We start from the raw sequence: 13228 nt of genomic DNA on the forward strand, positions 1-13228 counted from the left end.
TTCAGCCCAGCGCGGCCGGCAGCTTCAGCGTGAAGGTGCTGCCCTTGCCGGGGCCGGCGCTTTTCGCGGTGATGCTGCCCCGGTGCATCTCGACGAGCTTTTGCACCAGCCACAGCCCGATGCCCAGCCCGCCCTGCGCCTGGTGCATGGTGCGGTCCACCTGCGAGAACAGGTCGAACACGTGCGGCAGCTTGTCGGCGGCGATGCCGGCGCCGTTGTCGGTGACCTCGATGCACACGTGGTCGCCCTGGAAGCGCGCATTCACGTCGATGCGCCCGCCCGGCGGCGTGTACTTCGCCGAGTTGTTCAGCAGGTTGCTCACCACCTGCGCCAGGCGCGTGAGGTCGCCCTCGATGCGGATCGGCCGGCCGGGCAGCTGCACCTGCAGCGTGTGGCCGGATGCGTCGATGGCGGGGCGGCTCGATTCCACCGCGTGGTCCACGATCTCCTGCAGCGTCACCGGCTTCATGCGCATTTCCAGCTTGTCGCGAGTGATGCGCGAGACGTCCAGCAGGTCGTCCACCAGCCGCACCAGGTGCGCGAGCTGGCGGTCCATCATGTCGCGCACCTTGCCGGCCTGCGCCGGCACGTCGGGCAGGCGCTTGAGGATCTCCAGCCCGTTGCGGATGGGTGCGAGCGGGTTGCGCAGCTCGTGCGCGAGCGTGGCGATGAATTCGTCCTTGCGCCGGTCGGCCTCGACCACCTCGGTGATGTCGGTGGACACGCCGCACACGGCATGGACGCGCCCCGCCTCGTCGAACAGCGGGAACTTGTGCGAGCGGTAGGTGACGCTGCGCCCGTGCACCTCGGCCTTCTCGTGCACCACCACCGGCTCGCCGCTCGCGATGACGCGGCGGTCGTTCTCGCGCAATTGCGCGGCGATGCGCGGGCCGAACACGACGTCGTCGGTGATGTCGCGCGCCGCTTCCTCGGTCAGCCCGTGCAGGCGCCGCCAGGCCTGGTTGGACAGGATGAAGCGCCCCTCGAGGTCCTTGGCCCACACGAGCGCGCCGGCGTTCTCGATCACCCCTTCCGTCATGCGCTGCGCCGTGCGCATCTTGCGCTCGGCGACCATCTTCTCGGTGACGTCGGCGGCCGCGCAGATGCCGCGGTCCGGCTTGAGCTCGCCGTCGATCTCCGTGAAGGTCACCTGCAGCACGATGTGCAGCCACTTCAGTGTGCCGCTGGGCATCAGCGCGCGCACGTCGATGGCCAGGTGGCCGTGGCTGCCCGGCGCGGTGGTGCGGCGGATGGCTTCGAGGTAGCGCTCGCGGTCGTCGGGATGGATGCGGTCGAAGATGGCCTGGCGCGGCACGACCATGGGGCCGTCGCCCAGCTCCATCAGCCGCGCCAGTTCGCCCGAGATGTGGTTCTGGTTGGTGCGGTAGTCGATCTCCGCGGTGACGAGCCCCGCCGCCTGGATCGCCATTTGCAGCTTCAGGCGGTCGGCGTCGGCGCGCAGCTCGGCCTGCTTGCGCGCCGTGACGTTGCGGGCGATGCCGATGAGCCCGACGATGCGGCCCTGCGCATCGCGCAGCGGGGCCTTGCGCGACGACCAGTAGCTCAGCGTGCCGTCCGCGCCCGGAATGCCCTCCTCGACCTCGACCGTCTCGCCACGGCCCAGCACGCGCTGGTCCACCTGCATGATGCGGCGCGCGATGTCGGCGTCGAGCAGGTCGGCGTCGGTATGGCCGATCACCTGGCCCAGCGGCAGGCGGATGGCCTCCAGCGCCGCGCGGTTGGCGAACTGGTAGCGGCCCTGGGCGTCCTTGGAGAAGATCGCGTCGTCGGTTTCCTGCGCGATGGCGGCAAGCAGGCCGGAATCCTGGAGCGATGCTGCAACTGCGGGAGGCATGCCCTCCATTGTGGCGCTGCCCCCATGGATGAGCAGGGCATGGTTTGCACGCATGCCACCCATGAAAAAGGGGCCGCCCTTTGCGGACGGCCCCCTGCAGTTGCCTGACTGTCTTGCCTACTTCTTCTCGCCGCCGGGCACCTTGCCTTCCACGCCCTTGACGTAGAAGTTGATGCCGCCCAGCCACTCGTCGTCCGCGACCTTGTCCTTGGCCAGGACTTCCTTGCCGGCGTTGTCGACGATGGGGCCCTTCCAGATGGAGAAGGTGCCGCCCTTGAGGCCCGCCTTCACTTCGTCGAGCTTCTTCTTCGCGTCCTCGGGCACGTCGGCCGCGACGGAGACGAAGTCGATCGAGCCTTCCTTCACGCCCCACCAGATCTTCGTGGGTGAGGTCTTCCACTTGCCCTCGAGCGCCTCGCGCACTGACGACACGTAGTACGGCGCCCAGTTGATGATGGCCGAGCCCAGGTGCGCCTTCGGGCCGTAGCTGGACATGTCGCTGTCCCAGCCGAAGGCGCGCTTGCCCATCTTCTCGGCCGTCTGCAGCACCGCCGACGAATCGGTGTTCTGCATCAGCACGTCGGCGCCGCCGTTGATCAGCGACGTGGCCGCCTCGGTTTCCTTCGGCGGGTTGAACCAGTCGCCCACCCACACCACGCGCGTCTTGACCTTGGGGTTCACCGACTGCGCGCCCATCGTGAAGCTGTTGATGTTGCGCACGACCTCGGGGATCGGGATCGAGCCGACCACGCCCAGCGTGTTGGTCTTGGTCATCTTGCCGGCGATCACGCCGGCCATGTAGGCGCCTTCGTAGGTGCGGCTGTCGTAGGCGCGCAGGTTGTCGGCGTTCTTGTAGCCGGTGGCGTGCTCGAACTTGACGTTCGGGCTGTCCTTGGCGGCCTTGAGCATGGGCTCCATGTAGCCGAAGGTCGTGCCGAAAATGAGCTTGTTGCCCTGCGACACCATGTCGCGGAACACGCGCTCGGCGTCGGCGGCCTCGGGCACCTTCTCGACGAAGCTCGTGACCACCTTGTCGCCGAATTCCTTCTCCACGGCCTTGCGGCCGTTGTCGTGCGCGAAGGTCCAGCCGCCGTCGCCGACCGGGCCGACGTAGGCGAAGGCGATCTTCAGCGGCTCGGGCTTGGGAGCGGCCGCGGAGGCGACGGGCGTGGCCGCGGGAGCGGGGGCCGGTGCCGGTGCTTCGCTCTTGCTGCACGCGACGAGGGAGCCGGCCGCGACGGCCGAGAGCGCCGCCAGTTTCAGCAGCGAACGTTTCTTCATGTCCATGAGGGTCCTTCTCCGAGGGTTGGGGGCAAGCGCGGATTATGAGCCGGGATAGAAGGGTTTTCCAAGCGACGCGGGCATGTTCACCCGGATCCACGCCGGGTTGCGCGAGATCAGGGCCAGCACCACGACGGTCGCGATATACGGCAGCATGGTCAGGAACTGGCTGGGGATGTCCACGCCCGTGCCCTGCAGGTGGAACTGCAGCATGGTCACGCCGCCGAAGAGGTAGGCGCCGAGCAGCACGCGCAGCGGCCGCCAGGTGCCGAAGGTGGTGAGCGCCAGCGCGATCCACCCCTTGCCGGCCACCATGCCCTCGACCCACAGCGGCGTGTAGATCACCGAGATGTAGGCGCCGGCCAGGCCGCACAGCGCGCCGCCGGCGACCACCGCCAGCAGCCGGATGCGCCGCACGGGATAGCCCAGCGCGTGCGCCGACGAGGGCGATTCGCCGATCGAGCGCATCACCAGCCCGCTGCGCGAGCGGTCCAGGAACCAGACCAGCGCGACGACCAGCGCGATCGCGAAATAGACCATCGGGTGCTGCTTGAACAGCGCGGGACCGAAGAAGGGGATGTCCGCGAGGAACGGGATCTCGAAGTGTGGCCGCTCCGGCAGCTTCTCCTGCACGTACTTGATGCCGGCGAACGCGGAGAAGCCCGCGCCGAACAGGCTGAGCGCCAGGCCCGTGGCGTACTGGTTGGTGTTGAGCCAGATCACCAGCACGCCGAAGATCGCGGCGAGGCCGGCGCCCACGGCAATGCCCGCGGCGAACCCCAGCCAGTCGTTGCCCGTGTGCACAACCGCCGCGAAGCCCGCGATGGCGGCGCACAGCATCATGCCTTCGGCGCCGAGGTTGACGATGCCGGCCTTCTCGTTGATCAACAGCCCGATGGCCGCGAGCGCGAGCACCGTGCCGGCGTTGAGCGTGGCGGCGATCAGGAATGCGTACGCGTCCATCGGATCCTGTAGGCGATCAAGGTGTCGCAGGCCAACAGCGTGAAGAGCAGCAGGCCCTGGAACACGCCGGTGAGCGACTTGGGCAGCCCCAGGCGCGATTGCGCGAGCTCGCCGCCGATGTAGAACATGCTCATGAGCAGCGCGGAGAACACGGTGCCCACCGGGTGCAGGCGGCCGACGAAAGCGACGATGATCGCCGCGAAGCCGTAGCCTTCGGGCACGTAAGGCGTGAGCTGGCCGATGGGCCCGGCGACCTGCAACGCGCCGGCGAGCCCCGCCGCGCCGCCCGACACCAGCAGCGCCGTCCACAGCGCGCGCCGCGACGAGAAGCCTGCGTAGCGCGCGGCGTTAGGCGCCAGGCCGCCGACCTGCTGCGCGAAGCCCGCGCGCGTGCGGAACAGGAACACCCACAGCGCCGCCGCCGCGACCAGCGCGATCACGATGCCCACGCTCACGCGCGAGCCCGCCATCAGCCGCGGGATTTCTGTCACGGCTTCGAAGGTCTTGCTTTGCGGGAAGTTGTAGCCCTGCGGGTCCTTCCACGGGCCGAACACCATGTAATTGAGCAACTGCTCGGCGACGTACACCAGCATCAGGCTCACGAGGATCTCGTTGGCGTTGAAGCGGTCGCGCAGGAAGGCCGTGACCCCGGCCCACAGCATGCCGCCGGCGATGCCGGCGAAGACGATGGGCACGACGATCCAGCGCGTCGTGTCCTTGGCCGCCAGCAGCGCCACGCCGCCCGCGAGGAGCGCGCCGATCACGTACTGGCCCTCGGCGCCGATGTTCCACACGTTCGAGCGGAAGCACACGGCCAGGCCCAGCGCGATGATCAAGAGCGGCGTCACTTTCACCAGCAGTTCGCCGATGCGGCCCGGCGAGCTCACCGGCTCCCACAGGAACACCTGCAGCCCGCGCACCGGGTCCTTGCCCAGCGCCGCGAACAGGATCACGCCGATCACCATGGTGAGCAGCAGCGCCAGCAAGGGCGAGGCCACGCTCCACGCGCGCGAGGGCTGCGGGCGCTGCTCCAGCCTAAGCATGCGCCTCGCTCCACAGGCCGCTCATCCACTCGCCGATGCGCTGCACGGTGGCGTCGCGGCGCGCGATGGACGGCGACAGGCGCCCCTTGGCGATCACGTACAGGCGGTCGCAGACCTCGAACAGCTCCTCGAGCTCCTCGCTGACCACCAGCACCGCGCAACCCGCGTCGCGCAGCGCCAGCAGCTCGCCGCGGATCTGCGCGGCGGCGCCCACGTCCACGCCCCAGGTCGGCTGCGAGACGATCAGGAGCTTCGGCTTCGCGTCGATCTCGCGGCCGACGATGTACTTCTGCAGGTTGCCGCCCGACAGCGATTGCGCCGCCGCGTGCGGCCCGCCGGCCTTGACGTTGAAGCGCGCGATGATGTCCTGCGCCTGCTGCCTCAATGTGCCGGTGGAGATCCAGCCGTGCGCCACGGCCTCGGTGCGCGTGAGCATCAGGTTGTGCGCGAGCGAGAGCGTGGGCACCGCTCCGCGGCCCAGCCGCTCCTCGGGCACGAAGTGCAGGCCGAGCGCGCGGCGCTGCGCGGGGCCCAGGCGCCCCGATGCGCGCCCGAGCACCGCGATCGCATCGGGCTGCGCGCGCGCATCTTCGCCCGACAGCGCCAGCAGCAGCTCCTGCTGGCCGTTGCCGGAGACACCCGCGATACCGACCACTTCGCCGGCGCGCACCTCGAGCGACACGCCCTCGAGGTCCACGCCGAACTGGTCGCGCCGCGGCAGCGACAGGCTGTCGACGCGCAGCGCCACCTCGCCGGGCTGGCGGTCGTGGTGCTCCAGCTGCGGCGGCTCGGCGCCGATCATCAGGCGCGACAGCGACGCGTTCGTCTCCTGCCGCGGGTCGCACACGCCCGTGACCTTGCCCGCGCGCATCACGGTGCACGCGGTGCACAGCTCGCGGATCTCGTGCAGCTTGTGGCTGATGTACAGGATGCTGCAGCCCTGGGCCGCCAGCTTCTTCAGCACCACGAACAGTTTCTCGACGGCCTGCGGCGTCAGCACCGAGGTCGGCTCGTCGAGGATCAGCAGCTGCGGGTTCGTCAGCAGCGCGCGGATGATCTCCACGCGCTGCATCTCGCCGACCGACAGCGTGTGCACGTGGCGCGAGGGATGGATGTCCAGCCCGTACTCGGCGGCCTTCGCCTCGATGTCGCGCGTGACCTGGGCGAGCGACAGGCTCTTCGCGAGCCCGAGCCACACGTTCTCGGCGACGGTCAGCGTGTCGAACAGGCTGAAGTGCTGGAACACCATGCTGATGCCCCGCTTCCTTGCCTCCTGCGGGCTGCGGATGGCGACCGGCTGGCCGTTGAAGCGCACCGCGCCTTCGTCGGGCTTCACCGCACCGTAGATGACCTTCATCAGCGTGGACTTGCCCGCGCCGTTCTCGCCCAGCACCGCGTGCGTTTCGCCCGGCATCACCGTGAGCGACACGCCGTCGTTGGCGACGACGGCGGGATAGCGCTTGGTGATGCCCTCCAGTTGCAGCCGCGGGGTGCTCAACCGCCCTTCTCCTCGTTTCGTCCTTCTTGGTTCATACTGGACATGGCCATGGAAACACGCACGATCCGATTCATCCGGCGCGGCGAAGTCGTGGCGCTGCCCAATGTACCACCCGACCGCACGCTGCTCGAGGTGCTGCGCGAGGACCTGGGGCTCACCGGCACCAAGGAAGGCTGCGGCGAAGGCGATTGCGGCGCGTGCACCGTCGTCACCGGCGAGGCCGATGGCAGTCGTATGACTTACCGCGCCGTCAACGCCTGCATCCGCCTGGCGCATTCGGTCGACGGCCTGGCGCTGTGGACGGTCGAGGACATCGCCAACGCCGACGGCACCTTGCATCCGGCGCAGGAGGCGATGGTGGCCTGCCACGGCTCGCAGTGCGGCTTCTGCACGCCGGGCTTCGTGATGAGCCTGTTCGGCATGTACCAGAACCACGTCGCGCGCGGCGGCACCATCACGCGCGAACTGGCGCAGGAAGAACTTTCGGGCAACCTGTGCCGCTGCACCGGCTACCGCCCCATCCTCGATGCCGCGCAGACGATGAAGCACTGGCGCGCCGACGGCATCGACGAGCAACAACTGCTGGCGCAGCTGCGGCTGGTGCGGCCGCAAGGCGCGATCGAAGACGCCACCTACATGGCGCCGCGCACGATGAAGGAGCTGATGCACCTGCGCGCGAACCATCCACGGGCGCAGGTCGTCGCCGGCTGCACCGATGTGGGCCTGTGGGTCACCAAGATGCACATGCGTTTCGCGCAGGTGCTGGACGTCACGCGCGTGGAGGAACTGCGGCGCATCGAGCACGGCCCCGGCGAGGTCTTCATCGGCGCCGCCGTTCCGCTGGAGGATGCCTACGCCGCGCTGGTCGCGGACCGGCCGCAGCTGAAGGTGTTCGCCAGCCGCTTCGCCGGCCTGCCGATCCGCAACTCGGGCACGCTGGGCGGCAACGTCGCCAACGGCTCGCCGATCGGCGACTCGATGCCGCTCGTCATCGCGCTGGGCGGCAAGGTCGCACTGGCCAGCACGCGCGGCGAACGCGAAATGCCGGTGGAGGATTTCTACACGGGCTACCGCAAGAACCTGCTCGCGCCCGACGAGGTGGTGGCGCGCATCCGCGTGCTGAAGCCGCAGGCGGGCGAGTTCATGCGCGTGTACAAGGTGTCGAAGCGCTTCGACGACGACATCAGCGCGGTGTGCCTGGCGCTCTCGCTGCACATCAAGGACGGCAAGGTTGCCTCTGTTTCCATCGGCGCCGGCGGCGTCGCGGCGACACCGGCGCGGGCCCGCAAGACGGAAGCCTTCCTGAAGGGCAGGCAGTGGTCGCAGGCGACCGCGCTCGCCGCGGGCCAGGAACTGCGGACCGAGTTCCAGCCCATCACCGACATGCGCGCCTCGGCCGCCTATCGCAGCGAGGTGCTGGGAAATCTCATGCAGCGTTTCTGGCTCGAGTCGCAGGGCGTCGCGAACATCAACCTGGAGTCCTTCGCGCTGGAGAGCGCCGCATGAACATGCGCGACAAGGCGGCCAGCGACCTGGGCGAACGCAACATCGCCCCGGCGATGGAGTCGCCGCACGCGCGCACGCAGCACTCGCCGGCGGTCGCCGTGCCGCTCGCGCACGAGAGCGCCCGCGCCCATGTCAGCGGGACGGCGACCTACATCGACGACATCCCCGAGATCAAGGGCACGCTCCATGCCGCGCCCATCCTGTCGACCGTGGCGCGCGGAAAGCTGCGCGGCGTCGACGTCGCCGCGGCACTGGCGATGCCCGGCGTGCGCGACGTGGTGCTGGCGCGCGACATCCCCGGCGACCCGGTGCTCGCGACCTTCGTGCACGACGAACCGGTGTTCGCGCAGGGCGAGGTGAACCACGTCGGGCAGGTGATCGGCCTCGTCGTCGCGGACACGGTGATGGACGCGCGCCGCGCCGCGCGCAAGGTGGTGCTGGACATCGAACCCCTGCCCGCGATCCTCACGCCGCGCGAGGCGCACGCGCAGCAAAGCTACGTGCTGCCGCCGGTCACGGTGCGGCGCGGCGATGCCGACGCGGCGCTCGCGCGCTCGAAGCGCCGGTTGCAGGGCCAGTTCGAGGTGGGCGGGCAGGAGCACTTCTACCTCGAAGGCCAGGTGGCCTACGCCATCCCGAAGGAGCAGCGCGGCTGGCACGTGCACTCCAGCACGCAGCACCCGGGCGAGGTGCAGCACTGGGTGGCGCATGCGCTGGGCATCGAGAACAACGCGGTCACGGTGGAATGCCGGCGCATGGGCGGCGGCTTCGGCGGCAAGGAAACGCAGGCCGGCCACCTCGCGGTCTGGGCGGCGCTCGCGGCGCACAAGTGCGGGCGGCCCGTGAAGATGCGATTGGACCGCGACGACGACTTCCTCGTCACCGGCAAGCGCCACCCCTTCGCCTACGACTGGGAAGCGGGCTTCGACGACTCGGGCCTGCTCACGGCGCTCAAGGTCAAGATGTACGCCAACTGCGGCTTCTCGGCGGACCTGTCGGGGCCGGTGGCGGACCGCGCGATCTTCCATACCGACAACGCGTACTTCCTGTCGGACGTGGAAATCGTCTCGTATCGCTGCAGGACGAACGTGCAGAGCCATACCGCCTTCCGCGGCTTCGGCGGGCCGCAGGGCGTGATCCTCATCGAGGCGATCCTGGGGAACATCGCGCGAACCCTGGCGCTCGACCCGCTGGACGTGCGCAAGCGCAACCTGTACGGCGTGGCCGAGCGCAACGTCACGCACTACCAGATGAAGGTCGAGGACAACATCCTCGCGCCGCTCATCGCACGCCTCGAGGAGCATTCGCGCTACCGCGAACGGCGCGGGCGCATCGCCGCGTGGAATGCGAAGAGCCCCGTGATCAAGCGGGGCCTCGCGATCACGCCCGTCAAGTTCGGCATCAGCTTCACGGCCACGCTCTTCAACCAGGCCGGGGCCCTGGTGCACGTGTACACCGACGGCAGCGTGCAGGTGAACCACGGCGGCACCGAGATGGGCCAGGGCCTGAACACCAAGATCGCGCAGCTGGTCGCCGACGAGCTGGGCGTGCCCTTCGAGCGCGTGCGCTCCACCGCGGCCGACACCAGCAAGGTGCCGAACGCGTCGGCCACCGCCGCATCGAGCGGCACCGACCTCAATGGCCGCGCGGCGCAGTACGCGGCGCGCAACGTGCGCGACAACCTCGCCGCCTTCGTCGCGGGCCTGGACAATTGCGGCGCGGGCGCGGTCGGGTTTTCACGCGGCCAGGTCATCACGCCGGCGAACACGCGCAGCTTCGACGAGGTGGTGAAGGCCGCGTACGCCAACCGCATCCAGCTGTGGAGCCACGGCTTCTACCGCACGCCCAAGATCCACTACGACAAGACGACGCTGACGGGCCGGCCCTTCTATTACTTCGCCTACGGCGCGGCGTGCAGCGAGGTAGCGGTGGACACGCTCACCGGCGAATCGCGCGTGCTGGCGGTGGACATCCTGCACGACGTCGGCACCCCCGTGAACCCCGCCATCGACATCGGCCAGATCGAGGGCGGCTTCATCCAGGGCGTGGGCTGGCTCACGACCGAGCAATTGGTGTGGAACGACAAGGGCGTGCTCACCACGCACGCGCCCAGCACCTACAAGATCCCCACCAGCGGCGACGTGCCGCCGCATTTCGACGTCCAGCTGTGGCCGGAGGCGAATCGCGAGGACAACGTCGGCGGCAGCAAGGCCGTGGGCGAGCCGCCTTTCATGCTGGCGATCAGCGTGTGGGAGGCGATCCGCGAGGCCGTCGCGCAGGCGCGCGGCGACGGCCGCCCGGTGCAGATGGATGCGCCGGCGACCGCCGAGAACGTGCTGAAGGCGCTGGGCGCCTAGTCGACCAGGCGCGCGGCCTGCAGGACCAGCTCGCGGATGCTCGCGGGCTTGAGCGAATCCACCGACACGGTCAGGTCGTAGTCGGAGGGCGACTCCTGCTTGACGTCGTAGAAGCGCCTCAGGTAATCGGCGCGGGCGGCGTCGCTGGCGCGGATGGCTTCGCCGGCCTCGGTGGGGCTGGCGCCGCCGGCCGTGGGCGCCCATTTCATGACGCGGCCGAATTCGGAGCCCGTGATCAGCACGCGCAGCACCTGCTTGCGCCGCGCCAGCGCGTACGAGGCCGCGTGCGCGACGATGACCACCCGGCCTTCGTCGGCCGTTTCCTGGATCGCCTGGCGTATGAGGTTGCGCAGCTCGTCGCTGGGCCGCGTGGCCTCCTTGTTGTTGGCGAAGTAGGCCACGAGGTCCGAGCCCTGGTCGGCGATCTCCTCGAGGGCCTGCACCAGGAAGTTCTTGCGCCGCTCGGCGCTGGCGACCTCCGCCGCCTGGAGGCCGCGCTTTTGCGCGGCGCGTTCGACGATCTCCTCGTCGACGTAGCGGAAGCCCAGCTCCTGCGCCACTTCATGAGCGATGTTCTCCGCCCCGGTGTACATCGCGCGCGAAATGCAGACTACGGTTGCAACCATTTCGGCCCTCCTAGGTGGACGGGCCATGATACGGACGAGCCAAGGGGGGCGCAAGCGCCGCTCAGCGCGGCTTGCCGAAGGCCTGCGCCCAGAAAACGACAGCTTCCGCATTCATGTTGACGCCGTAGGCCACCCCCATCTCGCTGTAGTCCGGGTTCATGAGGTTGGCGCAATGGCCCGGGCTGCGCAGCCAGTCGGCCACGACGTCCTGCGGCGTCGTCTGCCCCGATGCGACGTTCTCGCCCACGCCCCGCCAGCGATAGCCCGCGCGCGTGATGCGTTGCGCCGGCGTGCTGCCGTCGCGGCCGCGGTGGTCCAGGTAGGCGTGCGCGGCCATGTCCTGCGCGTGCTGCGCGGCCGCGCGCTCCAGCTGCGGGTTCCACCGCACGGCCGGCGCCGCGTCGAACGCCTTGTCGCCGCAGGTCCGGGGATGCGCGCGCGCCTCGTTCGTCAGCGCCAGCACCTTCGCCAGCGCGGCCTTGCGGTCGGCCAGCTGCGGCACTTCCAGCGGCGCGGCCAGCACCAGGAGCCAGCGCGAGCCGCTGCGGTGGAAGCCGAAGTCGGTGAAGCCGGGCTCGACCAGCGCCGAGCAGTAATGGTTCGCGAAGGCATCGGCGACCGCGGCCGCGTCGCGGTAGCCGCCGAAACTGGCATGGAACACGCGCGTGGCGCGGTAGCCCTCGTGCTCCAGCGCCGCCAGAGGCTTCTCGCCGCGCTCGGCCCGCGCCGCGGCACGCACCACGGCGGCAGACCAGTGCAAGGGCTCGCGCGTGCCCGCGTGCCCCGCGCAGCCGCGGGCCCGCGCCTGCACCACCAGCGACAACAGGTGCTCGTCGCCGGTGCCCGCGCCCAGCGCGGCCGACGCGCCGGCAAGCATGAGCACCGCGATCGTGCGAGAGGCCATGCGCCATGCTACCGCTGGCACGCAACGTGCACGCGCCTTTGCCGAAGGAGGCCACGGCATGGCTTGGCTCAATGGCGATGCGGCGGCGGGCGTGACCTACCGCGGCTACCTGGGCGCAACCGGGCAGGACTCGCAGGCGTGGCTCGCGCAGGAGCGCTGGCAGGAAATGGAAGCGCTGGTGCGCGTGGCGGCGCGCGCCGGCCGGCTCGGCGCGTGGTCGCTGCGCCTGTCGGACATGGCCTGGGCCTGGTCCGACGAGGTGCGCGCGATCCACGAGGTGGGCCCGGAATTCCGCCCGACGACCGAGACGGCGCTGGCCTTCTACGAACCGCGGTCGCAGCTGAGGATCATGTCGGCCTTCGAGGACTGCGCCACCTGCGGCACGCCCTTCGACCTGGAGCTCGAGCTGGAGACCGCCGGCGGGCGCCGCGCGTGGATCCGCGCCATCGGCGAGGCCGAGCGCGACGCCGACGGCGGCATCACCGCCCTGCGCGGCGCGATCCAGGACATCACGCGCCACAGGGCCGCGGTGGCCGAGGCGCACAAGACGGGCGAACGCCTCGCGCGCACGCTGGAGAACCTGCCGGACGGCTACATCCTGCTGGACCGCCAGTGGCGCTTCGTCTACCTCAACCCCGAGGCCGAGCGCATCCTGCACCGCACGCGCGCCGAGCTCCTGGGCAAGAGCATGCTGCGCACCTTCCCGGAAACGGGGCGCGGCGTCTTCCTGGAGAAGTGCACGGACGCCGCGACGGCGAACCGCAGCGTCGAATTCACCAAGTTCTACGCGCCGCTGGCGATCTGGGTGCACTTCAAGGTGACCCCCACGGACGAGGGCCTGACCTTCTGCATCCGCGACGACACCGAGCGGATCGCGATGCGGCGTGAAGTTTTACGCTTGCGCGCCCAACTCGGCCGCAAAACCGCCCCGGACTAGTGCTGCAGGCGTGAGTTCCGACACGTTCTGTCGGAGAACGCCGCCAATGGACGAGGCAGGCGCCGACAGGTCCTGCCTCAGCCAGTCGGCACGATACGTGTCATGAAGATCCTCCATCTCATCCACGTCATGACCGCCCAGGCGTTCTACAAGTGGGCCATGTCCGAGATCAACCCGCTGCACCCGGACCTGCCTCGAATCATGATGCGCCGCCAGGAACTCCAGGACAAGGCCCAGCGCCTGTTCGCGTAATTGAAG

At 69.5% G+C, this 13228-nt stretch carries 11 protein-coding genes; 4 read left to right on the top strand and 7 right to left on the bottom strand.

Translation table 11 applies throughout. From position 1 onward, the window contains the following. Window position 1: 1 nt before the first annotated feature. The 5 genes from WG903_RS00085 to WG903_RS00105 form a co-directional block, all read right to left on the bottom strand. Window positions 2-1855: a PAS domain-containing sensor histidine kinase gene (locus WG903_RS00085; protein ID WP_340072127.1), complete on the bottom strand. Its 1854-nt coding sequence runs from the start codon at window positions 1853-1855 to the stop codon at window positions 2-4. 117 nt (window positions 1856-1972) lie between these two features. Then, window positions 1973-3142 carry a BMP family ABC transporter substrate-binding protein gene (locus WG903_RS00090; protein WP_340072128.1) on the bottom strand — a complete coding sequence of 390 codons (1170 nt, stop codon included), beginning with the start codon at window positions 3140-3142 and terminating at the stop codon, window positions 1973-1975. Window positions 3143-3178: 36 nt separating this feature from the next. Beyond that, on the bottom strand, window positions 3179-4099 hold the full coding sequence (locus WG903_RS00095; RefSeq protein ID WP_340072129.1) for an ABC transporter permease: 921 nt from the start codon (window positions 4097-4099) through the stop codon (window positions 3179-3181). After that, a complete protein-coding gene (locus tag WG903_RS00100) occupies window positions 4078-5142 on the bottom strand; it encodes an ABC transporter permease (RefSeq protein ID WP_340072130.1) in 1065 nt (354 codons plus the stop codon). Before WG903_RS00100 ends, WG903_RS00095 begins: the two co-directional genes overlap by 22 nt. Further along, window positions 5135-6640, bottom strand: coding sequence for an ABC transporter ATP-binding protein (locus WG903_RS00105; protein ID WP_340072131.1), 1506 nt, complete (start codon window positions 6638-6640; stop codon window positions 5135-5137). The genes WG903_RS00100 and WG903_RS00105 overlap by 8 nt, the downstream gene beginning before the upstream one ends. 42 nt (window positions 6641-6682) lie before the next feature. Here WG903_RS00105 and xdhA point away from each other — a divergent pair, with 42 nt between their 5' ends. Continuing rightward, window positions 6683-8146: a xanthine dehydrogenase small subunit gene (xdhA, locus tag WG903_RS00110; protein WP_340072133.1), complete on the top strand. Its 1464-nt coding sequence runs from the start codon at window positions 6683-6685 to the stop codon at window positions 8144-8146. 53 nt (window positions 8147-8199) lie between these two features. Next, the gene (gene xdhB / locus WG903_RS00115) at window positions 8200-10503 is read left to right on the top strand and encodes a xanthine dehydrogenase molybdopterin binding subunit (protein ID WP_340078172.1); all 2304 of its coding nucleotides are present in this window, start codon (window positions 8200-8202) and stop codon (window positions 10501-10503) included. On the opposite strand, the gene WG903_RS00120 is transcribed toward xdhB, so the two are convergent. Together WG903_RS00120 and WG903_RS00125 are read right to left on the bottom strand one after the other, a co-directional pair. Continuing rightward, a complete protein-coding gene (locus WG903_RS00120) occupies window positions 10500-11129 on the bottom strand; it encodes a cytidylate kinase-like family protein (RefSeq protein ID WP_340072134.1) in 630 nt (209 codons plus the stop codon). The genes xdhB and WG903_RS00120 overlap by 4 nt on opposite strands. Before the next feature lie 61 nt (window positions 11130-11190). Next, a complete protein-coding gene (locus WG903_RS00125) occupies window positions 11191-12033 on the bottom strand; it encodes a CAP domain-containing protein (protein WP_340072135.1) in 843 nt (280 codons plus the stop codon). A gap of 58 nt (window positions 12034-12091) precedes the next feature. Between WG903_RS00125 and WG903_RS00130 the strand changes: the two genes are divergently transcribed. Continuing rightward, complete coding sequence (locus tag WG903_RS00130) at window positions 12092-12970, top strand: PAS domain-containing protein (RefSeq protein WP_340072136.1); 879 nt, start codon at window positions 12092-12094, stop codon at window positions 12968-12970. Window positions 12971-13072: 102 nt separating this feature from the next. Beyond that, window positions 13073-13222: a hypothetical protein gene (locus tag WG903_RS00135; RefSeq protein WP_340072137.1), complete on the top strand. Its 150-nt coding sequence runs from the start codon at window positions 13073-13075 to the stop codon at window positions 13220-13222. Window positions 13223-13228 lie beyond the last annotated feature (6 nt).

Origin of the sequence: Ramlibacter sp. PS4R-6, from assembly GCF_037572775.1 — a bacterium.
GTDB lineage: Bacteria > Pseudomonadota > Gammaproteobacteria > Burkholderiales > Burkholderiaceae_C > Ramlibacter.

Coding starts and splice junctions, on each gene's coding strand:
- WG903_RS00085 (WP_340072127.1), bottom strand. CDS start 1,855: ATGCCTCCCGCAGTTGCAGCATCGCTCCAGGATTCCGGCCTGCTTGCC.
- WG903_RS00090 (WP_340072128.1), bottom strand. CDS start 3,142: ATGGACATGAAGAAACGTTCGCTGCTGAAACTGGCGGCGCTCTCGGCC.
- WG903_RS00095 (WP_340072129.1), bottom strand. CDS start 4,099: ATGGACGCGTACGCATTCCTGATCGCCGCCACGCTCAACGCCGGCACG.
- WG903_RS00100 (WP_340072130.1), bottom strand. CDS start 5,142: ATGCTTAGGCTGGAGCAGCGCCCGCAGCCCTCGCGCGCGTGGAGCGTG.
- xdhA (WP_340072133.1), top strand. CDS start 6,683: ATGGCCATGGAAACACGCACGATCCGATTCATCCGGCGCGGCGAAGTC.
- xdhB (WP_340078172.1), top strand. CDS start 8,200: ATGGAGTCGCCGCACGCGCGCACGCAGCACTCGCCGGCGGTCGCCGTG.
- WG903_RS00120 (WP_340072134.1), bottom strand. CDS start 11,129: ATGGTTGCAACCGTAGTCTGCATTTCGCGCGCGATGTACACCGGGGCG.
- WG903_RS00125 (WP_340072135.1), bottom strand. CDS start 12,033: ATGGCCTCTCGCACGATCGCGGTGCTCATGCTTGCCGGCGCGTCGGCC.
- WG903_RS00130 (WP_340072136.1), top strand. CDS start 12,092: ATGGCTTGGCTCAATGGCGATGCGGCGGCGGGCGTGACCTACCGCGGC.
- WG903_RS00135 (WP_340072137.1), top strand. CDS start 13,073: ATGAAGATCCTCCATCTCATCCACGTCATGACCGCCCAGGCGTTCTAC.